The following is a 26466-nucleotide window of genomic DNA, read 5'->3' as shown; positions in this document are numbered from 1 at the left end:
CCTGCAGGCCGGGCCAGCCGTCGCGCGACTTACTCGACGCGGCAGACCTTCAGCATATTGGTGCCACCGGGGTAGCCCATGGGCTCGCCGCAGGTGATGGCGTAGGTATCGCCGGGCATCAGCACACCGCGCTCGACCAGCAGTTGCTCGGCAGCCTTCAAGGCCACGTCGCGGTCCTCGTACTTGGGCATGAGCAGCGGGCGCACATTGCGGTAGAGCGTCATCTTGCGCTGCGACTGCGGCGTGGTGGTCAGGCCGAAGATGGGCACATGGATGCGATGGCGGCTCATCCACAGCGCGGTGGAGCCGGACTCGGTCAGGGCCAGGATGGCCTTGCAGCCCAGGTGGTGCGCGGTGAACAGCGCACCCATGGCAATCGCCTGGTCGATGCGGCCGAACTGGCGGTTGGTGAAGTCGGTGTCGATGGTGACGAACTCGGCGATCTCGGCCTCCAGCGCGATGGCCGCCATCTGCTCGATGGTCTCCACGGGGAACTTGCCGGCGGCGGTCTCGGCGGAGAGCATCACGGCGTCGGTGCCATCCAGCACGGCATTGGCCACGTCGGACACCTCGGCGCGGGTGGGCACCGGATTGACGATCATGGACTCCATCATCTGGGTGGCCGTGATGGCGACCTTGTCCAGCTCGCGGGCCATGCGGATCATGCGCTTCTGCAGGGCAGGCACGGCGGCGTTGCCCACCTCCACGGCGAGGTCACCGCGGGCCACCATGATGCCGTCGGAGGCCTTCAGGATGGCCTCCAGATGCGGGATGGCCTCGCTGCGCTCGATCTTGGCGATCATGCCGGGCTTGTGACGCCAGGGCTCGCCTGCGACATTGGCCAGCTGGCGGGCCATCTCCATGTCGGTGGCGTTCTTGGGAAAGCTGACGGCCAGGTATTCGCACTGGAAGGACATGGCGGTCTTGATGTCCTCCATGTCCTTGGCGGTCAAGGCCGGCGCCGTGAGACCGCCGCCCTGCTTGTTGATGCCCTTGTTGTTGGACAGCTCGCCGCCCAGCTTGACGATGGTGTGGACCTGCGCGCCGCGCACGGCCTCGACAGTCAGCACCAGCAGGCCGTCATTGAGCAGAAGCGTGTCGCCAGGTTTCACGTCGCGCGGCAGCTCCTTGTAGTCCAGGCCCACGATCTCCTCGTTGCCCAGCTCGGTGCGGTTGGCATCGAGGATGAAGCGGGTGCCGTTGACCAGTTCGATCTTGCCGTTCTCGAACTTGCCGACGCGGATCTTGGGGCCCTGCAGGTCGGCCATGATGGCGACCTCCTTGCCCACCGCCGCGGCCGCCTCGCGCACCATGCGGGCGCGGTCGATGTGGTCCTGCGCCTTGCCATGAGAGAAATTCAGCCGCACCACGTCCACCCCCGCCCGGATCATGCGCTCCAGCACCTCGGGGGTGGAGGATGCGGGACCGAGAGTGGCAACGATCTTGGTGGCACGGGTCATGGGCAGCTCGCTGAAATTAAGTTACAGGAATCGATTATGTGCCGCATTTAGAGCGGGAAGTCGATTTCATGCGGTTACCAAGCGGGGCGGGATGAAGGCATTGACCGCGCGGTGCTTCGAGAGGAGCGAAGGGCTTGAATGCCGATGGCACGACCGCGCATCGCCAGGCTGCACCACCAACACGGCGCCCCTTCAAACAAAGAACCCCGCCGGGGCAACCCGGCGGGGTTCATGCAGAGCGACAGCCGTGGATCCGCCTTTGCCGGGCCGTCGGCTGTGCCCCCTTGAGGGGGCTGAGGTCGGACACAAACGCCCTGGCGTTTGTGACTACCGAAGGGCCGGGTCTCTGGCCCGGTGCGCCCTGCAAGGGGGCGAAGCCGGTAGGGGGTGGTCAATTCCTGGGGTGGTCAACCCTTTCCAGCGCGGACTTCGGCCACGGCCAGCGCCGTCATGTTGACGATGCGCCGCACGGTCGCGGACGGCGTGAGGATATGCACCGGCCGGGCCGCGCCCAGCAGCATCGGGCCCACGGTGACGCCCTGCCCGCTGGTGATCTTCAGCACGTTGAAGAGGATGTTGGCAGCGTCCAGGCTCGGCAGCACCAGCAGGTTGGCCGCGCCCTTGAGGGTGCTGTCCGGCAGGAAGGTGGCGCGCACCGACTCGCTCAGCGCCGCATCGCCATGCATCTCGCCATCGCACTCCACGTCCGGGGCGTGCTGCACGAAGAGTTCGCGTGCACGGCGCATCTTCTGCGCCGAGGCCCGCTTGCTGGAGCCGAACATCGAGTGCGAGAGGAAGGCCACCTTGGGCGGCAGGCCGAAGCGGCGCATCTCCTCCGCAGCCATGGCGGCGATCTCGGCCAACTGCTCGGCAGTCGGGTCCTCGTTGACGAAGGTGTCCGTGATGAAGAGCGTGTGCTGCTCCAGCATCAGCGCATTGAGGGTGGCGAAGTTCTGCACCCCAGCCTTGAGTCCGATGAGGTCGGACACATGCTCCAGGTGCGAATCAAAACGCCCCACCATTCCGCAGATCATGGCGTCGGCGTCGCCCAGCTCGATGGCCAGGGCGCCGATGGTGGTGGCCGAGCGGCGCACCGCCGCCTTGGCCATCTCCGGCGTCACGCCGCGGCGCCCCATGACCTGGTGGTAGCGCTCCCAGTAGTGGCGGAAGCGGGCGTCGTTGTCCGGGTCGATGAGCTGCACGTCCTCGCCCAGCTTCATGCGCAGGCCGGCGCGCTGGAGGCGCATCTGGATGACCTCGGGGCGGCCGATCAGCGTCGGGCGGGTGAGCTTCTCGTCGATGGCCACCTGCACGGCGCGCAGCACGCGCTCGTCCTCGCCCTCGGCGTAGATCACGCGGGCCTGGCCTTCCTGGTACTCGGCCTTGGCGGCGGCGAAGACCGGGCGCATGAACATGCCGGTCTGGTAGACGAAGCGCGAGAGCTGCTCGCGATAGGCCGCCAGGTCGGCGATGGGCCGTGTGGCCACGCCCGACGCCGCGGCCGCTTCAGCCACGGCCGGCGCAATGCGCAGGATCAGGCGGGCGTCGAAGGGCTTGGGAATGAGGTAGTCCGGGCCGAAAGCCAGCTCCTGCCCGGCATAGGCGGCCGCGACCTCATCGCTCATCTCAGCCTTGGCCAGGGCGGCGATCTCGCGCACGCAGGCCAGCTTCATGGCCTCGGTGATCTTGGTGGCGCCGCAGTCCAGCGCACCGCGGAAGATGTAGGGGAAGCACAGGACGTTGTTGACCTGGTTCGGGTAGTCCGAGCGGCCAGTGGCGATGATGCAGTCCGGGCGCACTGCCTTGGCCAGCTCGGGGCGGATCTCGGGTTCGGGGTTGGCCAGGGCGAGGATGATGGGATTGCCGGCCATCGTCGCGACCATGTCCTGCGTCAGCACGCCCGCGGCCGAGCAGCCCAGGAAGACGTCCGCGCCGGCCACCACATCGGCCAGCGTGCGGGCCGTCGTGACCTGGCAGTAGCGCTGCTTGGATTCATCGAGCTTGCCGGCCTGCGCATCGGCGCGTTCGCTCTGGATCAGGCCCTTGGAGTCACAGACGAAGACGTTCTCCCGCTTCACGCCCAGGCCCACCATCACGTCCAGGCAGGCGATGGCCGCGGCGCCCGCACCCGACACCGCCAGCTTCACCTGCCCGATGGCCTTGCCCACCAGCTCCAGGCCGTTGAGCAGGGCGGCGCTGGAGATGATGGCCGTGCCGTGCTGGTCGTCGTGGAAGACGGGAATGTTCATGCGCTCGGAGAGCTTCTTCTCGATGTAGAAGCACTCGGGCGCCTTGATGTCCTCGAGGTTGACGCCGCCCAGCGTGGGCTCCATGGCGGCGATGATGTCGACCAGCTTGTCGGGGTCGCGCTCGGCCAGCTCGATGTCGAAGACGTCAACGCCGGCGAACTTCTTGAACAGGCAGCCCTTGCCCTCCATCACCGGCTTGCCGGCCAGGGGGCCGATGTCGCCCAGGCCCAGCACGGCCGTGCCGTTGGTGATGACGCCGACGAGGTTGGCGCGCGAGGTGTACTCGGCCGCCAGGCTGGGGTCCTCCTCGATGGCCAGGCAGGCATAGGCAACGCCGGGCGAGTAGGCCAGCGAGAGATCACGCTGGTTGGACAGGGCCTTGGTGGGCGTGACGGCGATCTTGCCGCGGGTCGGCGCGCGGTGGTATTCCAGCGCGGCGTCGCGCAGGGCGCGTTCGGCGGGCGACAAGGCCTCTTTCTCAGCCATCCGGGTCTCCTCTTGTTGCTGTGCGGACTGCAGGGCCAGCCAGCTTACTCCCCGGTACATGACGGTTTCATGCGCTGCCGATGCCGAGTCCTTTGCCCCTCATGCACAAATCGCAAACACCGGCCTGACGGCCTTCGCGACGCGGCAAGCGAGCTTCCGCCAGAGCGTCGAGCTGCCAAAGACAAAAGCCCGGACAAGCCGGGCTTTCAAGCAGAGCGAGCCGTCGATCAGCCCTCGGCGCGCCGGGCCAGAATCTCGAAGGCGGGCAGGGTCTTGCCTTCCAGCACTTCCAGGAAGGCGCCGCCGCCGGTGGAGATGTAGCCCACGTTCTTCTCGATGCCGTACTTGGCGATGGCGGCCAGGGTGTCGCCGCCGCCAGCGATGCTGAAGGCGCTGCTCTCGGCGATGGCGCGAGCGATGGTCTCGGTACCGTGCGCGAAGGCATCGAACTCGAACACACCCACCGGGCCGTTCCAGACGATGGTGCCCGCTGCCTTGAGCTGCTCGGCCAGCATCGCGGCAGTCTTGGGGCCGATGTCCAGGATCAGGTCATCGTCGGCCACGTCGGTCGCGGCCTTCACGGTGGCCGGAGCGTCCGCGGCGAAGGTCTTGGCGGTCACCACGTCCACGGGGATGGGCACAGCGGCGCCGCGGGCCTTCATGGACTCGATCACGGCGATGGCCTCGCCCACGAGGTCGGGCTCGGCCAGGGACTTGCCGATCTTCAGGCCGGCGGCCAGCATGAAGGTGTTGGCGATGCCGCCGCCCACCACCAGGCCGTCCACGTTCTTGGACAGGGACTGGAGGATGGTCAGCTTGGTGGAGACCTTGGAGCCGGCCACGATGGCCACCAGCGGGCGCTTCGGGGCGGCCAGGGCCTTGGTGATGGCGTCGATCTCGGCGGCCAGCAGCGGACCGGCGCAGGCAACCTTGGCGAACTGTGCGATGCCGTAGGTCGTGCCCTCGGCGCGGTGGGCGGTGCCGAAGGCGTCGTTGACGTAGATGTCGCACAGGGCGGCCATCTTCTTCGCCAGCTCTTCGTTGTTCTTCTTCTCGCCCTTGTTGACGCGGCAGTTCTCCAGCAGCACCAGTTGGCCCGGCTCGACGCTCACACCGTCGACCCAGTCAGCCAGCACGGGCACCTCACGGCCCATCAACTCGCCCATGCGCTTGGCGATGGGAGCCAGGGAGTCCTCGGGCTTGAACTCACCCTCGGTCGGGCGGCCCAGGTGGGAGGTCACCATCACAGCAGCGCCGGCCTTCAGGGCCATCTCGATCGCCGGGATGGAGGCGCGGATGCGGGTGTCCTCGGTGATGTTGCCGGCATCGTCCTGGGGGACGTTCAGATCGGCACGGATGAAGACACGCTGACCAGCCACCTTGCCGGCGGCCACGAGGTCGGAAAAACGCAGGACGTTCATGAGTCTCTCGGAGTTTGTGTGGAATTCGGGGGCTGCACGGGCAGCGCAAGCCCTCTAGCTTACCAAGCCGCCCCGGCGCGCCCCGGCCGTACCTTGGTGGTACCCGAGCACGCCTCGATTACCAGCCCAGGCCGACGCGCAGGGCCAGCATCACCGCCGTGCCGCTCAGGATGGTGCCCAGGATGCCGCGCTTCCAGAAGAAGTAGGCGGTGCCGACGGTCGCGGCGTAGAGGCGCGCGTCCTGCCAGCTGTGCAGCAACTGGCCGTCCGGCGTCATCACGATCTGGGGCAGCACCACGGCGGCCAGCGCGGCCAGAGGGGCATAGCGCAGGCCCTGCTTGGCCCAGTCGGGCATGGGGATCTCGCGCTCGGGGATCATGAAGAAGCTGCGCGTCAGCACCGTGATCAGGGCCAGGCCGAGGATGGCCAGGGCGGTCATCCAGTCATTCATTTGACAGCCTCCTCGGGCGTCCTGGCATCAGGCATCCAGTGATCCAGCAGCAGGCCCATGGCCACGGCCGCCGCGATGGCCACGACGATGTTGAGCTTCAAGGGCAGGGCGTAGCTCGCAACTGCGGCACAGCCAGCCATGGCGGCAGAGATCCAGCTCTTGCGGTCCGACAGCAGCGAGTAGGTCAAGCCCAGCAGCGCCAGCACGCCGGCAAAGCCCAGCCCCCATTCGGTGGGCACGCGATCGGCCAGCAGGATGCCTGCGATGGAGGGGATCTGCCAGGCGCTCCAGTTCAGCGCCACACCGCCCCAGAAGTAGGCCAGGGCCGGCTCGTCGGCCGGCCGGGGCTCCGGGTAGCGGCGCATGAAGGCCACGTAGTTGAGGTCGGCGGCAAAGTAGCCGGTGAAGAGCCGCCAGCGCAGCGGCAGGTGGCCCAGGTAGTAGCGCCACTGCGCGCTGAAGATCACGAAGCGCAGGTTCACGCAGAAAGCCGTGGCCCATAGCACCCACAGCGGCGCGCCGGCCGCCAGCAGGGGCAGCGCGGCCAGCTGCGAACTGCCGGCGAAGACGGTGAGGCTCATCAGCAGCGCCAGCGGCAATGACAGCCCGCTTTTGATCATGGCCACGCCGGTGACCAGCCCCCAGGCCGAGATGCCCAGGGTGATGCCCAACATGTCGCGGGCGCCCTGGCCGAATTCAGGATGGCGCCTCAACGCCGTCAAAGTGCTGCTCATGCGCGCATTGTCGCCACCAGGCTTTCATCGTGCTGGCACTGGGAGATGTGCCGGCACCCGGCCTGGCTGGACTCAGCCCAGGGCCGACACAACAGGTGGCGCAAGCACAGGCTGCAAGACCTGCTCATCCGCGCCCTCGCCCACGCCCGCCGAGTATCCCGGAGGAGGTGCAGACTCCGCCGCCTGCGGCTGGTACTCCGGCACCAGCAGACGCAACTGTTCCACAGCCCTGGTCACATCGCCGGCCCGAGAGGCCTCCCGGAGCTGGGCCAAGAGGGTGTCCAGCACCTGAGGCTCCAGCATGCGCTCGTGGGCGCACATGATGCGAGGATGGCCGCTGGGCGTCACGCCATCGCCGATCAGCAGCTCCTCGTAAAGCTTCTCGCCCGGCCGCAGTCCCACGAACTCGATGGCGATGTCGCCATCCGGGTGGCTCTTGGTGCGCTCCGTCAGCCCGGACAGGCGAATCAGGGTACGCGCCAGGTCGACGATGCGCACGGGCTCGCCCATGTCCAGCACGAACACCTCGCCTCCGCGGGCCATCGCGCCCGCCTGGATGACGAGCTGGGCCGCTTCAGGAATCAGCATGAAGTAGCGGATGATGTCCGGATGCGTGATGGTGATGGGCCCGCCATCCTGGATCTGCCGCTTGAACAGCGGCACCACGGAGCCGGAGGAGCCCAGCACGTTGCCGAAGCGCACCATCGCAAAAGTGGTTTTGGACTGTGGTGCCGCCGCCGCCCCCTGGAAGATCAGCTCGGCCACGCGCTTGGTCGTGCCCATGATGTTGGTCGGGCGCACGGCCTTGTCGGTGGACACCAGCACGCAGGTCGTGACGCCTGCCGCCGCGGCGCAGCGCGCAACCGCCAGGGAACCGAAGACATTGTTCGTGATGCCTCTCAGCACATTGGCTTCGACCAGCGGCACGTGCTTGTAGGCTGCGGCGTGATAAACGGTATCGACACGATGCTGGCGCATCAGCTGCAGCAGCAGGTCTTCATCCAGCACACTGCCCAGCACCGCCTCCAGGGTGACGTCCTGCGCCTGCGGACGCAGCTCCTGCTCGATGCTGTAGAGCGCGAACTCGGAGTGGTCCAGCAGCAGCAGCACGGCCGGCCGCTGGCTCATGATCTGGCGGCACAACTCGCTGCCGATGGAGCCCCCGGCCCCCGTCACCAGCACGGCCTTGCCGCGGATGTTGCGGCTGAAGAGCTTGGCATCGGGCGGCACCACCTCGCGGCCCAGCAGGTCAGGCAGCGCAACCTCGCGGATGTCGGAGACGCGTACATCGCCCTGGACCAGGTCCACCAGGCCCGGGAGCGTCTTGACCGGCAGGCCCGTGCCTTCGGCCAGCTCGATGATGCGGCGACGCACAGCCGGCGCGGCCGAAGGCACCGCGACCACGATGAGGTCGATCGCCAGCTTGTCGGCCGCGCCACGCAGCGCATCGGCCGGCAGCACGTCCAGGCCGGCCACCTTCTTGCCGCGCAGTGCAGGCTCGTCATCCACGAAGCAGACGGCCCGGTACTCGGGGCTGAACTGCATGCTGTGCGCCAGCTGGGCGCCTGCAGCCCCTGCTCCGTAGATGATGGTCCGGACCAGCGGACGCCCATGCCGCTGCAGGGCCCCCCACAGCAGCGCCCGCGCGAGAAAGCGCGAGATCAGCACGTAGGCAAAGGTGATGAACCAGAAGATCAGCATGGACGAGCGCGGCAGCATGGTGAGGTCCGCGGCTTGCGCCAGCATGTAGACCAGCAGCACCACCGCGGCCAGGGAAGCGCTGCAGCGGGCCAGCACGCGCAGGTCCAGGTAGCGGACCACCGAGCGGTACAGACCTGCGGCGGCCAGCACCGGGATGGCCAGCCACGCGAAGATCACCTGCCCTGCCAGGGCGGTGTGCAGCGCCTCGTCCAGCGTGCCCACCCGCAAGGTCACCGACGCCAGCATGCACAGGGGAAGGAACACAGCATCGACCGCTACCAGCAGGGCGGCCTTGCACCAGGCGGGCAATGCCACCAGGCCACGCAGGCTACGAACGCTCCAGCTACTCATGCGCGGCTCCAGCGCCAGGCCTTGGCCAGTGCGCGCCAGGAGGCTGCCTTGTCGGGGTCCTGGCTGCGGACCTTCGCAACATAGCCGCGACCAAGCACCCAGGCCACGGAACCCATCAGTCCCACGGCGACGAAGCTCAGCGCCAGCAGCCCCAGCCGTGGAGAGGACTTGCGCTCAGGGACACGTGCCACATCGACCTGCTGAAGCGACGGGCTTTCCTTGGCCTCATCCAGCTTGGCAATCTCGTACTGGCGGATCAGGCCCTCCATCAGGGCCTCCTGGATCTTCAGTTCACGTCGGGCACGGACATACTCCACAGCCGCAGCCGGCAGCTTGGCCATCGAGACGCCCACGGCGCTGGGCCCCTGTGCCGACTCGGCCCGCGCCAGTTCCGCCTTCAGGGCCGCCAGCTCGGAACTGAGCTTCACCACGGCCGGGTTGTGCTCGGTGCTGTCCACGCGCAAGACCTTCATCTGCACCTCACGCTCCGTGATAGCGGCCCGCAGCTGGGCCACGCCGATCACGACCGACTCAGCCTGCTTCTCCAGCGCAATCATGCCGGACTTCTCCTGGACGGCACGCAGGCCGGCCTCGGCCTGCACCAGCGCCTCCTTGGCTTCCTTGATCTGCCTCTCATAGAAGACGCGCCGCTGCTGTGCCTCACCAATCGCCAGGCGACCCAGCACCTTGCTGATTTCTTCGGCATGGGCATTGGCCAGCCGGGTCGCGAACTCGGGATCGCGGTCCTCGACGTCCACGCTGATCAGGCCGGACTTCTTGTCAGCCCCGACACGGACGAACTCCGCCACACGGCGGCGCAGGGCCTCATGGCTGCTCACGCCATAGCGTTCACGGAGGCTGAAACGCGTGTCCAGGCCCCGCAGCACGCTGTCACCCGTCAGCAGCGCCACGTACATTTCGTCGGGCGTCTTCACCCCCGCCCCTGCCAGGCCTCCGAGGGAGCCCAGTGCGGCAAGCGCTGCGGCCGAGCCGGCTTGCGGCTGACTTGAAGCCGGCGGCAGGAAGGTCGTGGTGGCCGTGAATTTGGCCGGCAGCACCAAGGCCAGCCCTACACCGAGGACGGCGCAGGCGCCCGCCGTCGCCAACAGGCGCGTCTTGGCTTCGCCCAGCCATGTCAGGGCCTCGAGCAGGGTCACCGCGGGCGCCTCCTGCTCGTCCCATTCATCGCCATAGGCCGCTCGGTCGTCTTGCAAATCTGGATTCATAGCTCGATGAAGGGCTCAGCCCTTGGCAAAAAGATCGCTCAGCACGGCGATCACACGATCCTGCTGCGCTTCCGTCATGTTGGAGCCGGACGGCAGGCAGAAGCCCGATTCGAACAGGTGAGCAGAAACAGAATGCTGCGGCTCGTGGCTGTAGTAGGCCGCCTGCGCGAAGACCGGCTGCAGCTGCATGGGCTTCCAGACCGGTCGCGCCTCGATGCGCTCCGCCATCAGCCGCTGCATGAGGTCCTGGCTGGTCACCCGCGTACGCTCGCTGCGGATGATGCCCGTGCTCAGCCAGCGGTTGGAATAGCTCCAGGCGGGCTCGTCCATCCATTCGATGGCCGTGACGTGCTTGAGCCCGTCCCGGTAGCGCTCAAACACCCGGCGGCGCGCCTGCACGCGGTCCTTCAGCACCCGCAGCTGCCCGCGCCCGACACCGGCGAGGATGTTGCTCATGCGGTAGTTGTAGCCGACGGTGGTGTGCTCGTAATGGGGCACCGGCTCACGGGCCTGGGTGGCCAGGAAGCGGGCCTTCTTGATCAGGGACTCGTCGTCCGACACCAGCATGCCGCCGCCGGAGGTGGTGATGATCTTGTTGCCGTTGAAGGAGAAGATGCCCATGCGGCCCATGGAGCCGCTGGGCCGTTGCTTGTAGCTGGCGCCCAGCGACTCCGCCGAGTCCTCGACCACCGGCACGCCGTAGGCATCGCACAGCTCCAGCAGCGGATCCATGTCGGCGCTCTGGCCATACAGGCTCACCACGATGACGGCCTTGGGCAGACGCCCCTGCGCCTTGGACTCGGCCAGGGCTCGCTCCAGCGCCAACGGCGACATGTTCCAGCTGAAGGGCTCGGAGTCGATGAACACCGGCTCGGCGCCCTGGTAGAGGATGGGATTGGCCGTGGCCACGAAGGTCAGGGCCGAGCAGAACACGCGATCACCCGGACCGACGTCCAGCAGGCGCAGCGCCAGGTGGATGGCGGCGGTGCCAGACGACACCGCCGCCGCATGCTTGACACCGACCTCGGCCGCCAGCTCGCGCTCAAAGGCATCCACGTGCGGCCCCAGCGGCGCGATCCAGTTGGTGCGGAAGGCCTCCTCGACGAATTCGCGCTCGAACTCGCCCAGGTGAGGCGTGGACAGCAGGATCTGCTCGTCCAGCTCCTTGCGTTCCAGCAGGCCGGCCACGCTGCCGGAGTCGTCCAGCACGGGGATGTGGTGGATGGAATGCTGGCCCATCAAGGCCAGGGCCTGCTGGCGCGTGTAGCTGCCGACCTTGACGGTGACGGATGCACGCTGCGGCAGCTGCGTCAGCGTGGACTCCAGCGACGCATTGCCCAGCATCAGGCGGCGCAGGTCGCCGTCGGTGACGGTGCGCTCGAAACAGCCCTCTGCCGACACAAGCAGCAGGAGACCATGGCCGGTACGGTCCAGCCGTGCCAACGCATCCCGGATCGTGCAGCTGCGTGCGACCTGAATGTCCTTCAACAATGTTGCATTATTCATTTCCGTCCCTTTCAGCCCTTGCTAGACAGGCTGTTCATTTCCCGAGCTGGCACGCCAACCACGGTGGCCCCCGGCGCGACATCGTTCAATACCACCGCTCCGGCGCCGATCACCGCTCCGGCACCAACCCTGACTCCTGGCAGGAGGCGGGCCCCCGCACCGACCAGCACCCCGGCGCCCAGCCGGACATCGCCCGCCAGGCTGGCCAGCGGGGCCACATGGCAGAAGTCGTCCAGCACGCAATCGTGATCCACGACCGCGCCATGGTTGAGGATCACGCCCTCCCCCAGCACGGCACTGGGCCCCAGCACCGCGCCGGCGGCCACGAAGCAGCCGAGGCCCACCCGGGCATGGGACGAGACCATGGCGCGCGGATGCTGCACCGTCAGCATCCGCTTGCGATCGAGACCGGCAAAGAGGCGGCGCCGGACCACGTTGCTGCCGATGGCCACATGCACATGGTCGTCGGCCTGGAGCACGGCGCGCAAGGAGCCCAGCACCGGCAATCCGATCAGCGACTGCCCCCACAGGGCCTCGCGATCATCGACAAAGCACAGGGTCCAGGCCGGGCCAGCCGCCTGCAGAGCGTCGGCCACGACCTGGCCCTGCCCGCCCGCGCCCACCAGCAGCGCCCGGGCAAGCGCAGGGTTCCGGGGGCTTGGCAATTCAGTACGCATTGCACTTGTCCATCAGGTCCGGCGTCAGGGCGACTGAGGCCAGGTGGTCGACGATGCGGGGCCCGGTCCGGCCGTCCCCGTACACGTTCACGTGCGGAGGCGCAGGCCTGGGAGGAACGCCGGCCAGGGCGGCACGCAGAGCCGCGGCCTCGATCGGCAGGTCCTGCACGTTCGCATTGCGCTCGCGCATGTTCTGACGGCTGCCCAGATTGATCACCGGGGTGCCGAAGCTCGCGGCCTCGATGATGCCGCTGGAGGAGTTGCCAACCATGACGTCAGCCTGCGCCATCCAGGCGACGAACTCGGGCCGGGGCAGGTGCGTCTTCACGACGAAGCGGCCCGGCGTGGCGAAGGCCTGCAGGGCAGCACGCACCTCGGCGCTGCCGGCGTCGGCGTTGGGCATCAGGGCCAGCACCGCATGGCCCGTGTCGGTCAGGGTCTGGGCGATCAGGCGCATCTGCTCCCCGGCCAGCGCCGCTTCCTGCAGCACCGGGTGGAACACCAGCAGGGCCAGGCGCGCGGCGGGGTCCAACCCTTCCTGCGCGCAGAGCTCAGCGCGACCGCGGTTCGCCAGCGCCGTCAGGCCGTCCAGGCCCGGCGCCCCGACGACGGTGATGCGATCCGGCCTCTCGCCCATTCGGATCAGGCGGTCGCGGGCGTCGGCCGTGGCCGTCAGGTGCAGATGCGAGAGCTTGGAGATGGCATGGCGGACCGGCTCATCCACCGTGCCCGAGCGCTCCCCGCCATGCAGGTGCACGACAGGAATGCCCAGATGGGCCGCGGCCAGGGCCCCCGCCAGCATCTCGCCACGGTCGCCCAGTACCAGCAGGGCCTCGGGGCGGCGCTGCTGCAGGACGTCGACAAAGCCCTGCAGCATCAGGCCGATGTTGCGCGCCATCTGCCCACCGTCCGCGTGGGCCATCTCGCAGGCCACACGGCCCTGGATGTCAAAGCCCTCGGCCTCGATCTCGCGCACCGTCAGCCCGAATTCCGGGGCCAGGTGCATGCCCGTCACCAGCACGCTCAGCGCGAAGCGCGGATCGGCGTCGAGCAGGCGCAGGGTGGAGGCCATCAGGCCGAAGTCGGCCCGGGTGCCCGTCAGGTAGCAGAGGTGTCGCGGTGCGCTCACGGCGTCTCCAGGTCGGCCCAGGCCAGCGTGCTGCCGGCCGGCAGGGCCCGGCTGAGCGCGCGGCCGATCACGGCCTCCAGCTCGGCAGGAGGGATGCCCGTGCCGGGACGCAGCAGGCAGAGGTCCTGGGCGCGCAGTGGCTGCCCCGCAGCCATGTCCCGCGCCAGGCTCACGCTGCGGCGCACCAGCGCACGCACCGGCAGCTCCGACGCCACGGGCGCCTTGACGGCCGAACCCAGCGCCTGCTCGGCGGCACGCACCTGCGCCACCAGCTGGCCCAGTTCCTGCGGATCCAGCGAGGCGGGATGGTCCGGGCCGGGCAGGGCCTTGTCCATGGTGAAGTGTTTCTCGATGACGGTCGCTCCCAGGGCCACGGCGGCCGTGGAGACCGCCAGGCCCAGGGTGTGGTCGGAGTAGCCGACCGGCAGGCCCGTGGCCTGCGCCATGGTCTGCATCGCGCGCAGATTCACGTCCGCAGGACTGGCCGGATAGTTGGAGGTGCAATGCAGCAGCGTCAGCATCTCGCCCAGCGGCTGCGTCAGACCCAGGCGTGCGCGCTCCTGCGCGATCACGGCGACGGCCTGCTCCACCTCCTCCAGCGTGGCCATGCCCGAGGACACGATCAGCGGCACGTTCTTCGCTGCCAGGAAGCGCAGAAAGGGCGTGTTGGTGATTTCGCCCGAGGGCACCTTGATGCGGCGCATGCCCAGCGAAAGCAGGAAGTCCGCCGCCTCCTCGTCGAAGGGGGTGGACATGAACTCGATGCCCACAGCCTCGCAGCGCTGCATCAGCGTCCGGTGCAGCGCAGGCGACATCTCCAGCTGCTTGAGCATGCTGTGCTGATCCCCGTCCCCGGTGGCCTCCTTCTGGTAGGCGGCCTTCTCGGCCCCCTTGCGCACCAGCTTGTCGGCGGTGAAGGTCTGGAACTTGACGGCGTCTGCACCGCAGCGCGCGGCCGTCTCAACCAGCTGCAGGGCCAGGGCCTCGGAACCGTTGTGGTTCACGCCCGCTTCGGCGATGACAAAGGTCTTGGACATCGGAATCACCAGGCTGTCAGGCCGCCATCGACCACGATGTTCTGGCCAGTGACGTAGGAAGACGCGTCGGACATCAGGTACACCAATGCCCCCACCAGATCATCGGCCTGTCCCATGCGACCCATGGGCACGCGCTGGCTGTAGCGATCGGTGAAGGTCTGGTTCTGGCCGCTCTGGATGCCACCCGGCGTCAGGGCGTTGACGCGTACATTGCGCTGCCCCCAGTAACTCGACAGGTAGTGCGTCAAGCCCCAAAGGCCCGCCTTGCTGGCGCTGTAGACCGCCGGGGTGTTGATGGTTCGGCCGAGGTACTCCGAGCCCTCGTAGATGCGCTGGTCCGGCGCCGCAATGCCGTAGATGGACAGCACATTGACGACACTGCCATGGCCTTGCTCGGCCATGACGGCACCGAACTCCTGGCAGCAGACCATGGCGCCCTTGAGGTTCACCGACATCACGTGGTCCCAGTCCTCCAGTGGGAAGGTCTCGAAGGGCTCGAAGAAGTTGGGACTCTTGGTGGCCGCGTTGTTCAGCAGCCCGTCGATGCGGCCATGGCGTGCCATGAGGCTCGCACGGATCTCGGCAATCTGCGCTCGCTCACGGATGTCCGCGCAATGCACTTCCAGCCGGTCCGATGGCAGCTGCTCCCGCAGGGCATCCAGCGCCGCCTGCTGTGCATCGATGGCCACGACATGCGCCCCGCTGTCCAGCAGCTCACGGCAGAACACCTGCCCCAGGATGCCGGCCGCTCCGGTGACCACGACCCGCTTGCCCTCTAGAGAAAAACGATTCATCCCTGTGCTCCCATGCCGGCGGCGCGATCCGCCAGCAGCATTTCAACGATCTTCAAGTCCAGAGGGCTGTCGATGTCGATCGACCGCTCCCGGGGCATCACGTGCAGCTTCAGGCGCCCATTCCACAGGCCCTTCGACAGGGTGTGCCGGTGCCAGACGTAGATCGACGCATTCATCGAGTAGACACGCGGCGCCAGCTGGCGAGCCACGACGCCGCCCTGCTGGTCGCAGACCAGTCCGACATGGCCATCGGCCTTTCTCTCGACCATGTTGAAGTACGGATTCTTCTCGGACTCGAAAGCCGTGATGACGGCGTCCGTCTCGTCGTCCAGCAGCGAGAGGCAGGCCTCGATGTCTTCGATGAGGCGCAGCGGCGAGGTCGGATCCAGGTCGATGAGCCGGTCGAAATGCCCCTCGTTCGCCTCGACCCAATCGCAGAGGTGCTGGATCACCGGAATCTTGGCGGCCGTGCTCGTGGCCAGTTCCGCCGGCCGCAGGAAGGGCACGCGTGCCCCATGCGCCTTCGCGACCTCGGCGATGTCCGGGCAATCGGTCGAGACGTAGACGACGTCAATCCCCGGGACGGCCAGGGCCTGCTCGATGGTGTGGGCGATCAGCGGTTTGCCGCCCACCGGCAGGATGTTCTTGCGAGGCACCCCGACGGAGCCGCCTCTGGCGCAGATGGTTGCAATGGTCTTCATGTTGGGAGGGACGCAGAGGCCTTGGCGCGAAGCACCAGCTCCAGCGAGGCCAGGCCTTCTTCAATCGGTTGAGAGCTTGTCGTACCGGCCTGGATGGCCGACAGCAGCTCCGACATGGCGGCGATGTAGGTCTGGCTGACATCGAAGGCATCCGGCCCCAGTGGCAACTCGCGGCGACCCTGTGCCGTGGACACCGCCACATAGCGGCCAGGCAGGTCCCATTCAGCGCTCGCCTGATCCCCGACCAAGCGATAGCGCCGGAAGGGCTGCCGGCTGACGTAGTCCAGCTGGACCGTCGCCACCGGGCCGCTTGCCGCCTTCATCAGCAAACAGGCGCAGTCCTCGGTCTCGATCTCCAGCGACGATCCGCGCCAGAACTGCCCCGAGACCATCGAAAAGTCGCCCAGCAGCCAGCGCGCCGCATCCACCTCATGGATCAGGTCCAGTGCGACACCACCGCCCAGCGCCGGCTTGGCGCTGTAGCTGGCGCGGTAGTCGCTGGCAGGCCGCCAGTCGGGCAACCATTGGCCGGCCTCGAAGCTGGCGCGAATCACGCGCCCCAGCTCGCCGCTTTCGATCTGCGTCCGCAGGGCCCGCAGTGAGGGCAGGAATCGCAGATTGCAGCCCACCATGCTGGGGACCGTGCCCGGCCGCGCACGGTCGATGCACCGCTTCAGCTCCAGCACATCCGCCTGAGTCGTGAGGACGGGCTTCTCCGCATAGAACGGTATGCGGTGCTCGACGGCCGCCAGCAAATAGCGCAGGTGCAATGCGCTGGGGTTGGCGATGACCATGAGATCGGGGCGCCGGGCCAGAGCCCGGTCCAGATCAGTCACGACCGACACGCCGTCGCCCAGTCCCTCGGTGCTTTGGTCTGCCGCGCGCCCGCCTTCCCGGAGTACGTCGACGAGCAGGTCTCCCCGCAGCCGTCGAAGGCTCGCCAGATGCCGTCGGCCGATCGACCCTGTTCCCACCAGCAGGACTTTCATCACCTACGGTCTCCGTGCGGGTACTTGCATGACGTGAACTGCGGCAAGGCTCGCTCCATCACATGCGGAGGAACTGCCGAACGATGTTCAGCCCGCCATCGCCGCTGCGCTCCGGATGGAACTGCGTGGCCATCACATTGCCGCGCTGCACGGCGGCGCAGATCCGGTGCCCGCCGTAATGGCAGTCAGCCAGCCGATCCTCGTCGCGCTCCGGTGCAGCTGCGAAGGAGTGCACGAAGTACACCGCTGGAGACTGCCCGTCAAAGGGCGCGAGCAGGCTGCCTTGCCACGAGCGCCCCACCGGCGCCTGCAGGTGGTTCCACCCGATGTGCGGCACCCGCTGTGCGGCCCCGTCGACGGTGAGCGCAGGAATCGCTTTGACGCGCCCCGGCAGGATACCCAGGCCGGCGTGTTCGCCAAACTCTTCGCTGGCATCGAAGAGGATCTGCATGCCCACACAGATGCCAAACAGCGGACGCTGCGTCCCCACAAAGTCCTTGATGGCGTCCCCGAAGCCACGTTCGGTGACTTCGCGAATGCTGTCTTTGAAGGCCCCGACGCCGGGCACCACCAGACGCTCGGCGGACAGCGCCTGCCGAGGGTCTTCGGTCACCTGCACATCTGCGCCGCAATGCTCGAAGGCACGCACCACGTTGAAAAGATTGCACATCCCGTAGTCAAGGATCGTGACTTTGGCATTTGAACTCTGGCTCATGGATCAGAACTTTCGAACGGGGAGGCCAGCACCCTGAGCAGCGGTGCGAATCTCTCCCAGTGTGAGGCGCTTGTAGTGAAGCACGTCCGCCATGGCAATCGCGTCGGCCAGGCCCTCCTGAGCCGCCTGAACGAAATGCTGCACGGACCCCATGCCACCGCTGGCGATGACGGGCACCGGAACCGCGGCACTGATCGCGCGCACCAGCTCCAGGTCAAACCCCTGCCGCGTGCCCTCGCGGTCCACCGAAGTGACCAGCACTTCGCCGGCCCCGAGCTCGACGCCCTGAGTCACCCAGGCCAGCACGTCCAGGCCCGTCCGCTCGCGGCCATTGTCGGAATAGGCCTCCCACTTGCCAGGCGCGATCTGCTTGGCTTCGATGGACAGCACCATGGCCTGCGAACCAAAGCGGCGCGCCACTTCGCGGACCAGCTCCGGACGGGCCACCGCAGCGGTATTGATCGCCACCTTGTCGGCGCCTGAGCGGAGAATGTCGCGAGCGTCATCGACCGATCGGATACCGCCCCCCACCGTGATGGGCACGAACACGTCGCGGGCCGCCTTCTTGACGATGTCGCTCAGGTTGTTGCGACCGTACAGGCTCGCCACGATGTCCATGTAGATGAGCTCGTCAGCACCCTCTTCGTAGTAGCGAACGGCGTGCTCCTGGGGATCACCGATGACACGCAGCCCTTCGAGCCGAACACCCTTGATGAGGTTCGGCCCCTTGATGTCGAGGCGCGGAATGATGCGGAGGTTGCTCATGACTTACTTTGTGTCCGGATGCCACACGGCATGACGCAGCTTCCACTGCTCGTCCTCCCACTTCCACAGGTGGGGCGAACGGAAAGAGTCCGCCAGGCGCGTGAAGTACTCGCGCGTCATGATGGGCTGCTCGAACATCTTGCTGGCCTCGGGGAACTCGTTCGCGGGGATGCTCAGGTACTTGAAAATTTCCTCGGCGAAGCGCTCGGGGAACTCATGGTCATAGCGCCTGACCAGCGCGACGCCTTCATCGCGAAGGATGTCTCCCGAGCGGATTTCCTGGGCTGCGTCATAGGTGGCACGGCCCAGGCCAAACTTGACGCCGGTCGTGTAGTAGTGGAAATCGTCGATGCGGTCGTCGATGCTGTTGTACTTGCTGTAGGTGCCGGGCGTGCGCTCAGGCGACGCCTCGAACCCGCCGTGCTCCACCGAGTAGTAGTAGCAGGCCTGAGGGTGCCACTTGAGGTAGTAGCCCAGGTAATGCACCTCGGTCTTCTTTTCCTCAATCTCATTGGGATTCGCCGGCAGATAGGGGGTCAGGTCATGCTGCTCCAGACCGAAGTGCTTCTTCAGGTCCGTGACGGCCACGCCCCCCAGGCTCACCTTGGATTGGTCCTCGGCGGTGAAGTAGGACCAGTCGCGCTTGGCGGACTCAGTGTCGCCGATCGGGTTGCCGTACTCGGCCTCGTTTTCACCGTAGATGACCAGCGGGATGTTGAAGAGCAGGGACATCTTCGGCGCCAAGGCCTTCTGCCCGAACATGAAGGCCTGGAAAGGATGGAAGAGGTTGTCCACGGCCAGACGCGTCAGCAGGCGATGGGCGCGTCCATTCGGGGTCATGAGGTAGTTGTCATGGCCTGCGTGAATCCAGCGCTGGAAATTGCGCCAACCCCACTCGGTGTAGATGTGCGGCGCCCAGGTCACCGTCAGCGGATGCATGCCGTACTTGTGGCGCAGGATGTGCGACGCATAGAAGCTGTCCTTGCCCCCGGAGCCCGGCACGATGCAGTCGTAGCTGCCGTCCTTGCTGCGGTGACGATCCAGCAGATCGCGCAATTGGCGCTCGCGCTCGTCCCAGTCAATGACGCCCTGCTTCTTCTCGGCGAAGCGGCAGGCGTCGCAGATGCCTTCCGCGTCAAAGTGAATCGTCTTCTTTTTGGACTCTTTGGTATGCGAATACTCAACCGCGGAATTGGGACGCTGGTTCGATATCACACACCGCTTGCAGAAAGCCACCTCGGACGGCAGACCATATTTCGTTTCGGTCGCCAAGACGGAGCCAAGATACTTGGACTTATCGATCTCCTGCGGCGCTGCAATTCTTTCCATTCTCACACTCCTTGAAATCAGCAATAAAACATTCAGACCAGGATCGACTCGATGATCCTGACCATCTTCTGGGTCGGGCCGATGTCGGCCATTTCCTCATGCACTTCTTCAGCACCGGCGTGCTCACGCACCTCGGGTGCGATCTCCAGCAGGGCAGCTTCCAGGTCTTCCGGCGCCTGAACCCCGACGGAAATCCCCATACTGCTATAGGGAGCATCCGGCGTGAAGACCGAAGCATCTACAGAAATTACGGGGCGGCCAGCCAGATAGGCCTCCAGGCCCACCGTCGAAGCAGTAACAACCACCATGTCGACGGCATGCAGCAGTGCCGCCAGGTCCTCTGAAGAAGGACTGAAGTCAACACGGTCCTGCCCGGTTGAAAATTCCACCCGCTCGCTGGGGTGATAACGAATCACCAACCGGAATCCTGGATGGCTCGCAACGAAATGCCGCAGTTCGGCTTCGGTCCGGCGGGGCAGCGTGGGATCGCCCCATCGTTCAGCGAACGGATGTTTCTCAGGCTCAATCTGAGAAGCCCAGAGAATGACCCGCTCATCGTCGCCCCAGGCACGCTCGGCACGCAAGGCCAAGCCGGCGCAACGCGCCTGGTCAGTTTGCAGACGCTGGAACGCAGGATTCCCGGTGACGACGACCTCATCTTCACGTCGCCCATGACTCAGGAACATCCTCCGCACCTGCTCATTCAGCACACAAACCCGCTGTCCGTAGCCGGGCTGTCCAATCCATTGCACTTCCTGCAGACCAAAGATATCCACGGCGCAAACCGATGGAATACCCAGGCGCGCAGCAGCGAGAAGCGCCGCCTGCTCGCTGCGCGGTGAATTCGTGGCAATCACCGCGGCAGGCCGCAATTCAGCCAGCCATGACTCAAACAGGTTCACCGGCAGAAATGCTTGCCGCCCTTTGGATGCGTAAAGCGATGCCGCCTGTTCTTGACCATGGGCCCGAACAAGTTCGCGGTAATTCAGCCCCAGATAGGCCACCGTTTCTTCCATGGCCACGGGGCCACCCGCCGGCAGTGACTGGGCCAGCTGATGCCCATAGGCCTGCACATCCTCATCGTCTGCGCCTGGCAGCTGGCGGTAGCCGATGAAGGGAATGTTCAGCCGCGCCAAATGAACGGCAGCCGTCGTCAGCGCCAGAAACACTACCGGCTGCCCCGCGTCCAGCATTGCTTTGGCCACAGGCGCCAGCATGGCAACGTGCCCGCCGCCATAGGAAACAAATAGTATTTTTGACAATGGTGCGCTTCCAGTGTCAATGTTCTTAAAAGCCGTGCTCACCAAAGATGGCGCCATCTGGACGATAGGCGATCCAAAAGGTTTCCCCGACCGGCTGCGAGAGCCCCATCAGCCAGGAAAGCATGCGCGGGGTGCCGGCCTCCGGATCCAAATCCAGCAGTTCGGAAAGCTTCAAGCAAGTGCAAGACTCGCTTTCAACCTGGACGGCCACGGACCGGTCGATTTCACGCCCGAGTATGCGAATCTCACCCGCATTCGAATGGGTCTCCTCGGGAGCATGGGAGTTGTTGCGAAGGAGAATGACCGTGTCATAGCCACCGCCAACGCAACCGTGACCCCAATGACGCCACTTGGCTGGATACACGATCGACTTGGCGCCCGTCGCAATATCCGTGGCGAACCGGCGCGGTGCATTTCGAACGCTGTAGCGATAGGATGCATTGAGCCTTGACGGCACGGAGTCACCCGTCAGATGCAGGACGCGGAACTCCTCGTCCGATTCCAGCGAAAACGTCAGCCCCCTGGACCCAAGCGCCGAAGAAAACTCGAAATGCTGATCCAGTGATGTCAACCGGGCCTCGTTGAATTTCTTGCTGCTCAGGGCAGCCCTGGCATTTCCTTCACAGTTCGTGGGAAACACCTTGACGTCCAGCTCCAGGCCCTCGGCGGTTTGCGCCGCCAGAAACGACGAGGAACTACCGGCTGGCTTATCCGCTCCTGGCACGGGACAGTAATCTGCAAATTCGGAGATCGGGAATGAATGGCCGACCTCAAGAAATTCGATGCTGCGGTGGAAATTCCCGACCACGAGGCGCGGGAAAATATCTCTTGCCGTCAAGGCTACGGAGAGGAAACAGCCCTCCTCCGGCACCTCGTCAAGCGCAAACAACTCGTCGGCATAAAAGATTCGGGAAGAGAACGGTGCCATTGAACCGACGGGCACCGAAGTGGCCGCGATCACCTGCCCGCTTGGGCTGCGCAGGCTGACCTCAATGGTTTCGTCCTGATCCAGAGGCGCCGCCCCGACGAAATAATGGAAGAACGGCACGACCGCATAGCCGTCGGCATTGCGCTCGAACCGGCAGGTCCAGTTCGTTTCCTGCGATTTCAGAGGGCGCTTCAATTCGTCTGCGTTCTTGACGCGGCCGGCAGCATGGACGGCACTGCAGTACCCTGCCGACTGATACACGCCGAGAATTGCCGGAAACGGGAACGCCAGGTTCTTCAGGGAAACGACCTCGACTTCGACCATGCCGTCAAAAGGCGCCTCCACGCCATTGGCCGCGAGGACTTCATCCCGGATCGAGACTTCGTTGTGCAACTCGACCTTCTCAAGGGTCTGCCGCCCAACCAGACGCCCGGACGTGTCATACACGCGCAGGTTGACAGCAACCTCCGGTATTTCCGCCTTGAGCTTCCAGTAATTCAGAAAAACGATCTGCAAGTCGCTTTGCGTCCGAATACGCAATGGAAATACAGCAGAGGCCCGGTGCGCAAAGAAGCTCTTCCGTGCATCGAACGCCTTGGCTAGAGAATTCTGTGTAGTCATAAAAACCCCAAGTATTAGGTGTTGCCGGTCTGCATGGGCTGATTCGCCTGCAAACCGATGCTTCGATTTTTGGATCTCGACTTTGAGGTACGAGTTTCCAGGTCGCGCCTCCATCCAGCGACCAGCCACAGGAGAGGAAAGAAGAGTGCCCACACCCCAGACCCCTCCATGAAAATCCCCGGCAGGCAGCACAGCATCAGGCGAAGCCCCGTCCGAGAGTTGCTCTTGCTCAGCTGCGAGAACAGCTTGACCATGAATATGCTGGCAATACCCAGATATGCAAATGCCCGCAGATGATGGCCCTCGAAAAAGCTCACAATCAATGTGCTTCTACTCAGCACCATCAGCAAGACATTGTCCGTCGAGAACGCATGCGCCGCATAGCCGACATCTGCCCGCGCAAAGCCGTCCATCTTGTCAAGAATGGACGCAGCAAAGGAGAGAAGCAGTATCAGCAAGGCAAAGGTTTTCTGCCTCCGTTGGCCACGAGACATCTTCTTCTCATTTCCCAAGAATATGATCAGAAGAATTGACGCCATCACGGATGCCGAACTCAAATTCACAAACAGTGTACCCAGCCAGAGCGTCCACGAGGGCGCTGAAGGCCTGAGCAAGAAAATCAGAAGATATCCGACCCCAGCTGCGACCAATACGCTTCTTCCGCTCAGCACCAGCGGCAGGAAAAAAGGAAAGTAAATCAGGGGCGATATACCATTTTCGTCCGGGTAGCGAATGAGCGGCACCAGCAGGAGCATGACCAGCGCCAAGGACCCAACCGTACCCACTGCCGTTTCCGCCAGCCAGAAGGGAGAGGCGCTTATCAGACGAGTCAGATGGACCCAAATCAATGGCTCCTTCGTGGAAGCTTCCAGAAAGGTGCCATCAGCGAGCAATAGAGCGACATTGAGTATCTGGGCCTGAAAGCCGTCCTCTGCAGCATCAGCCAGTGGCAGGAACCCCCGATAGAAGAGCACCCCAAGCATCAGAGACACGGCAAGGCCCAGCGCCACACGCCGTGGCACGCCTCGCTGTGGCACCCGTTTGTGCTGGGGTCTGCCTGAATTCAATTGATTCACCAAATGGTTACTTGTTCTGGGACGATCAACGAATCTTCTTTTCTACCAACCCACTGCCTTCAGTCGCCGTTGCATCGGCCGCTCGCCATACATGTCCACCAGAATTGCCAAACCCGCCACCATAGCCGCCGTCACGCCGATCGCGGCGGCCGAATCCATGCGGCCTTTGACGGCAAAATAGATGAGCGGGTGTAGCAGATAGATGGGGTAACTTGCCCCGCCCATCAGCGAGGCCACGGTTGCTGCTGCATCGGGTATATCCAGCTGCGCCCAGGCCGCGACCAAGCCCAGGGAGAAGGCCGTCAGGATCAAGCGCCGCCAACCGGTCACCAATGACAGCTCCGATGCGCCGAGGCTGGCAAACACGAGCACAATTCCGCTGCAAACAAGCAGAAGCAGCGCCGTCATATTTCCCAGCCTTGCACCCTGGCGGCTCAAGCGGTAGATGAGAATGCCGCCAAGAAAGAACACCGCATGATTCGCAGGCTGCACATAGGTACGCCACCCATCCGCCAGAGACGGGAACGGGGACAGGGCCAGAGCATACGAAACCGCAATAAGGGCAGAAGCTAAGAACAGCGCCCAAATCCAGGATCCGAGTCCAAGTGCAACTGGGAATAGCAAATAAAGGACAACCTCGACCCCGATACTCCAGCCACCAATGACAGGCGTGTTGGCAGGATCCACAAAGCCGAATAGAAGCGTCAGATTCAGGACAACATCATGAGGCAAGGGGATGGGGCGACCGACCGCCAGCTTTCCTAGAATGGACGCCAGCACCGTGAGGATGAACAGGGGCGCCAAGCGTCCAATTCGCCTGCGCAGATATGCCAGGAGCGAGTCTCTGTCAATCCCAGCGGAGAACTTGCGCTCATAGGCGAAGGCAAGGCTATATCCACTCAGGACAAAGAATATCGAAACACCATAAGTGCCAATCAGCCCCAGGACCCCCTGCAACTGCTCGCCAATGCTTACATCTGACCAGCGGCAGTAGTGATAAACACATACTCCGAGGGCGCAGAGCCCTCGGAGTATATCCAGGGAGTGAAGGCGACTGCCACGAATCTCGCCATTCATGGGGCAGATTCCTTTTCCGCGCAGGCCCAATGCGACAAGGCAATCACGGCTCGCAGCTCTCGAGTGCGGTTCTCCTGTCCGGCGACATGGGCACTGGCCATGCGCTGCAGCGCCGACGGGTCAAAGACAGGGCTCTCGCCCACTTTGGCGCGGCAATGGCTGTGCACATAGTCAGCCTTGCTGGTCCTGAACCACTCGCCCACCGGCACCGTGAACATCTGCTTGCGGCGGTAAGCCAGATTCTCGCCGATCAGCGGCGCCACGGCCTTCTTGTACAGGTACTTGGTGACCCCGTCCTTGAGCTTGAGCGACCCCGGCATGCGGAAGGCCAGTTCCATCATCCGGTAGTCCAGGAAGGGCGTGCGGGCTTCCAGCGAGACTGCCATGCCCATGCGGTCCGGCTTCACCAGGTTGTTGCCGGACAGCAGGAGCTGCATGTCCAGGTACAGGGCCTGGTTGATTCGGTCCTGGTGGGCGACCTCCTGGAAATAGGGCCGGGCCACGTCGAAGGAATTCACTGCGTCCAGGCGGCGGGCCAGGGCCGGCTCGTACAGGGCCTGCTTGCCGCGGTGGGTGAACAGGGAGATGCTGTCGAAGTAGCGGCGCTGGAACTCGTCGTCGCTCCAGGAGCCGGCCTCGGGCTGGGCGAAGAAGTCCTTGTACTTGTCGTAGCCCGCAAACAGCTCATCACCGCCATCACCGGTCAGCACCACCTTCACATGGCGGGCCGCGAGAGCCGACACGCGGTAGGTGGGCAGGAAGGACACGTCGCCATGCGGCTGGTCGCAGTGGTAGGTGGCCATGGGCCAGAGGTCCAGCATGTCTGGATCCACTTTCTCCATCACATGCTGGGTGCCGAAGCGATCTGCCGCTTCCTGAGCGAAGGCGGATTCGTCGTAGCGCGGATCGTCAAAGCCGATACAGAAGGTCTTCACCGGCTCGGCCATGTGGCGCGCCATCAGGCCCACGATGGTGCTGGAATCGACGCCGCCAGAGAGAAAGGCGCCGAAAGGCACGTCGCTGCGCAGGCGCAGACGCACGGCGTCGTCCAGCACGGCATTGAATTCCTCGATCCAGTCGCCCTCGGAGCGACCATGCTCGGGGGCCACCTCGGCCAGGTTCCACCAGCGGCGCACCTGCGTGCCGGCGGCATCGATCTTTAGCAGATGGCCAGGCATCAGGTGCCGCACACCCTGATAGAGGGTGAAAGGCGCGGGCACATAGTTGAAGCTGAGGAAGTGGTGCAGGGCTTCCTCGTCCATGCCCGGCGTGGGCATGCCCGCCTTGAGCACGGCCTTGATCTCGGAGCCAAAGGTCAGCTGCTGGCCATCGTCATGGAGGTACAGCGGCTTGACGCCGATGCGGTCCCGCACCAGGTACATCGCCTGCTCGCGGGCGTCGTAGATGGCAATGGCGAACATGCCATTGAGCTTGTGGATGAAGCCGATGCCCTCGCGCTCGTAGAGTCGCAGCAGTACCTCGGTGTCCGAATGCGTGCGGCAGGGGTGGCCGGAGCGGGCCAGCTCCTGGGCCAGCTCCACGTGGTTGAAGATCTCGCCGTTCTGCACCACCACGATGCGGCCGTCATCCGACAGGAAGGGTTGGTGTCCGCCAGCCAGGTCGATGATGGAGAGACGCTGGTTGCCCAGGCCGACGCCAGGCGCGCTGAAGATGCCCTGGTCATCCGGCCCACGATGACGGATGGACTCGCCCATGGCGCGCAGCGCGTCGGCGGGCATGGAGTGCCCATCCCGATGAAAGTAGCCAAAAATGCCGCACAC

22 protein-coding genes are annotated in these 26466 nt (G+C 65.1%); all 22 read right to left on the bottom strand.

All coding sequences use genetic code 11. The features are described 5' to 3' along the window. Positions 1–29 precede the first annotated feature (29 nt). Positions 30–1460: a pyruvate kinase gene (gene pyk, locus ACS5PK_RS04085; RefSeq protein WP_347605793.1), complete on the bottom strand. Its 1431-nt coding sequence runs from the start codon at positions 1458–1460 to the stop codon at positions 30–32. A 407-nt stretch (positions 1461–1867) separates the two neighbouring features. After that, positions 1868–4195 carry an NADP-dependent malic enzyme gene (locus ACS5PK_RS04080; RefSeq protein ID WP_439438973.1) on the bottom strand — a complete coding sequence of 776 codons (2328 nt, stop codon included), beginning with the start codon at positions 4193–4195 and terminating at the stop codon, positions 1868–1870. A gap of 227 nt (positions 4196–4422) precedes the next feature. Next, positions 4423–5616, bottom strand: coding sequence for a phosphoglycerate kinase (locus ACS5PK_RS04075; protein WP_439438972.1), 1194 nt, complete (start codon positions 5614–5616; stop codon positions 4423–4425). Between the two features lie 118 nt (positions 5617–5734). Beyond that, on the bottom strand, positions 5735–6067 hold the full coding sequence (locus ACS5PK_RS04070) for an AzlD domain-containing protein (protein ID WP_439438971.1): 333 nt from the start codon (positions 6065–6067) through the stop codon (positions 5735–5737). Then, positions 6064–6801 carry an AzlC family ABC transporter permease gene (locus ACS5PK_RS04065; RefSeq protein ID WP_439438970.1) on the bottom strand — a complete coding sequence of 246 codons (738 nt, stop codon included), beginning with the start codon at positions 6799–6801 and terminating at the stop codon, positions 6064–6066. Before ACS5PK_RS04065 ends, ACS5PK_RS04070 begins: the two co-directional genes overlap by 4 nt. 72 nt (positions 6802–6873) lie before the next feature. Continuing rightward, the gene (locus ACS5PK_RS04060) at positions 6874–8853 is read right to left on the bottom strand and encodes a polysaccharide biosynthesis protein (protein WP_439438969.1); all 1980 of its coding nucleotides are present in this window, start codon (positions 8851–8853) and stop codon (positions 6874–6876) included. Next, positions 8850–10067, bottom strand: a complete 1218-nt coding sequence (locus ACS5PK_RS04055; protein WP_439438968.1) for a hypothetical protein — start codon at positions 10065–10067, stop codon at positions 8850–8852. Before ACS5PK_RS04055 ends, ACS5PK_RS04060 begins: the two co-directional genes overlap by 4 nt. Positions 10068–10094: 27 nt before the next feature. Then, entirely contained in the window at positions 10095–11570 is a 1476-nt protein-coding gene (locus ACS5PK_RS04050) for an aminotransferase class I/II-fold pyridoxal phosphate-dependent enzyme (protein ID WP_439438967.1), read from the bottom strand. Between the two features lie 26 nt (positions 11571–11596). Beyond that, positions 11597–12262: an acetyltransferase gene (locus ACS5PK_RS04045; protein WP_439438966.1), complete on the bottom strand. Its 666-nt coding sequence runs from the start codon at positions 12260–12262 to the stop codon at positions 11597–11599. Beyond that, entirely contained in the window at positions 12252–13391 is a 1140-nt protein-coding gene (gene neuC, locus ACS5PK_RS04040) for a UDP-N-acetylglucosamine 2-epimerase (protein ID WP_439438965.1), read from the bottom strand. The genes ACS5PK_RS04045 and neuC overlap by 11 nt, the downstream gene beginning before the upstream one ends. Beyond that, the gene (gene neuB, locus ACS5PK_RS04035; protein WP_439438964.1) at positions 13388–14428 is read right to left on the bottom strand and encodes an N-acetylneuraminate synthase; all 1041 of its coding nucleotides are present in this window, start codon (positions 14426–14428) and stop codon (positions 13388–13390) included. Before neuB ends, neuC begins: the two co-directional genes overlap by 4 nt. Before the next feature lie 5 nt (positions 14429–14433). Beyond that, the gene (locus ACS5PK_RS04030) at positions 14434–15222 is read right to left on the bottom strand and encodes an SDR family oxidoreductase (protein ID WP_439438963.1); all 789 of its coding nucleotides are present in this window, start codon (positions 15220–15222) and stop codon (positions 14434–14436) included. Then, the gene (locus ACS5PK_RS04025; RefSeq protein ID WP_439438962.1) at positions 15219–15923 is read right to left on the bottom strand and encodes an acylneuraminate cytidylyltransferase family protein; all 705 of its coding nucleotides are present in this window, start codon (positions 15921–15923) and stop codon (positions 15219–15221) included. The genes ACS5PK_RS04030 and ACS5PK_RS04025 overlap by 4 nt, the downstream gene beginning before the upstream one ends. Next, complete coding sequence (locus ACS5PK_RS04020) at positions 15920–16912, bottom strand: Gfo/Idh/MocA family protein (protein WP_439438961.1); 993 nt, start codon at positions 16910–16912, stop codon at positions 15920–15922. The genes ACS5PK_RS04025 and ACS5PK_RS04020 overlap by 4 nt, the downstream gene beginning before the upstream one ends. A gap of 58 nt (positions 16913–16970) precedes the next feature. Next, positions 16971–17627 carry an imidazole glycerol phosphate synthase subunit HisH gene (gene hisH / locus ACS5PK_RS04015; protein ID WP_439438960.1) on the bottom strand — a complete coding sequence of 219 codons (657 nt, stop codon included), beginning with the start codon at positions 17625–17627 and terminating at the stop codon, positions 16971–16973. 3 nt (positions 17628–17630) lie between these two features. Further along, positions 17631–18392 carry an imidazole glycerol phosphate synthase subunit HisF gene (gene hisF, locus ACS5PK_RS04010; protein ID WP_439438959.1) on the bottom strand — a complete coding sequence of 254 codons (762 nt, stop codon included), beginning with the start codon at positions 18390–18392 and terminating at the stop codon, positions 17631–17633. Positions 18393–18395: 3 nt separating this feature from the next. Beyond that, positions 18396–19721: an N-acetyl sugar amidotransferase gene (locus tag ACS5PK_RS04005; protein WP_439438958.1), complete on the bottom strand. Its 1326-nt coding sequence runs from the start codon at positions 19719–19721 to the stop codon at positions 18396–18398. 32 nt (positions 19722–19753) lie between these two features. Continuing rightward, positions 19754–21025: a UDP-glycosyltransferase gene (locus tag ACS5PK_RS04000; RefSeq protein ID WP_439438957.1), complete on the bottom strand. Its 1272-nt coding sequence runs from the start codon at positions 21023–21025 to the stop codon at positions 19754–19756. After that, positions 21009–22532 (bottom strand): hypothetical protein, encoded by a 1524-nt coding sequence (locus tag ACS5PK_RS03995; protein ID WP_439438956.1) that lies wholly within the window; start codon positions 22530–22532, stop codon positions 21009–21011. The genes ACS5PK_RS04000 and ACS5PK_RS03995 overlap by 17 nt, the downstream gene beginning before the upstream one ends. A 14-nt stretch (positions 22533–22546) precedes the next feature. After that, positions 22547–23608, bottom strand: coding sequence for a hypothetical protein (locus ACS5PK_RS03990; RefSeq protein WP_439438955.1), 1062 nt, complete (start codon positions 23606–23608; stop codon positions 22547–22549). 42 nt (positions 23609–23650) lie between these two features. Beyond that, positions 23651–24685 carry an acyltransferase family protein gene (locus ACS5PK_RS03985; protein WP_439438954.1) on the bottom strand — a complete coding sequence of 345 codons (1035 nt, stop codon included), beginning with the start codon at positions 24683–24685 and terminating at the stop codon, positions 23651–23653. After that, positions 24682–26466 carry an asparagine synthase (glutamine-hydrolyzing) gene (gene asnB / locus ACS5PK_RS03980; protein WP_439438953.1) on the bottom strand — a complete coding sequence of 595 codons (1785 nt, stop codon included), beginning with the start codon at positions 26464–26466 and terminating at the stop codon, positions 24682–24684. Before asnB ends, ACS5PK_RS03985 begins: the two co-directional genes overlap by 4 nt.

The sequence above is a fragment of the Roseateles sp. DB2 genome, assembly GCF_051857535.1.
Taxonomy (GTDB): Bacteria; Pseudomonadota; Gammaproteobacteria; order Burkholderiales; family Burkholderiaceae_C; genus Roseateles_B.
Note: the sequence above shows the minus strand (reverse complement) of the source record. Positions and strands in the feature narration are given on the sequence as shown.

Coding starts and splice junctions, on each gene's coding strand:
- ACS5PK_RS04070 (WP_439438971.1), bottom strand. CDS start 6,067: ATGAATGACTGGATGACCGCCCTGGCCATCCTCGGCCTGGCCCTGATC.
- ACS5PK_RS04060 (WP_439438969.1), bottom strand. CDS start 8,853: ATGAGTAGCTGGAGCGTTCGTAGCCTGCGTGGCCTGGTGGCATTGCCC.
- ACS5PK_RS04005 (WP_439438958.1), bottom strand. CDS start 19,721: ATGGAAAGAATTGCAGCGCCGCAGGAGATCGATAAGTCCAAGTATCTT.
- hisF (WP_439438959.1), bottom strand. CDS start 18,392: ATGAGCAACCTCCGCATCATTCCGCGCCTCGACATCAAGGGGCCGAAC.
- ACS5PK_RS04045 (WP_439438966.1), bottom strand. CDS start 12,262: ATGCGTACTGAATTGCCAAGCCCCCGGAACCCTGCGCTTGCCCGGGCG.
- hisH (WP_439438960.1), bottom strand. CDS start 17,627: ATGAGCCAGAGTTCAAATGCCAAAGTCACGATCCTTGACTACGGGATG.
- ACS5PK_RS04020 (WP_439438961.1), bottom strand. CDS start 16,912: ATGAAAGTCCTGCTGGTGGGAACAGGGTCGATCGGCCGACGGCATCTG.
- ACS5PK_RS04075 (WP_439438972.1), bottom strand. CDS start 5,616: ATGAACGTCCTGCGTTTTTCCGACCTCGTGGCCGCCGGCAAGGTGGCT.
- neuB (WP_439438964.1), bottom strand. CDS start 14,428: ATGTCCAAGACCTTTGTCATCGCCGAAGCGGGCGTGAACCACAACGGT.
- ACS5PK_RS03995 (WP_439438956.1), bottom strand. CDS start 22,532: ATGACTACACAGAATTCTCTAGCCAAGGCGTTCGATGCACGGAAGAGC.
- ACS5PK_RS04025 (WP_439438962.1), bottom strand. CDS start 15,923: ATGAAGACCATTGCAACCATCTGCGCCAGAGGCGGCTCCGTCGGGGTG.
- ACS5PK_RS04080 (WP_439438973.1), bottom strand. CDS start 4,195: ATGGCTGAGAAAGAGGCCTTGTCGCCCGCCGAACGCGCCCTGCGCGAC.
- ACS5PK_RS04030 (WP_439438963.1), bottom strand. CDS start 15,222: ATGAATCGTTTTTCTCTAGAGGGCAAGCGGGTCGTGGTCACCGGAGCG.
- ACS5PK_RS03985 (WP_439438954.1), bottom strand. CDS start 24,685: ATGAATGGCGAGATTCGTGGCAGTCGCCTTCACTCCCTGGATATACTC.
- ACS5PK_RS04065 (WP_439438970.1), bottom strand. CDS start 6,801: ATGAGCAGCACTTTGACGGCGTTGAGGCGCCATCCTGAATTCGGCCAG.
- pyk (WP_347605793.1), bottom strand. CDS start 1,460: ATGACCCGTGCCACCAAGATCGTTGCCACTCTCGGTCCCGCATCCTCC.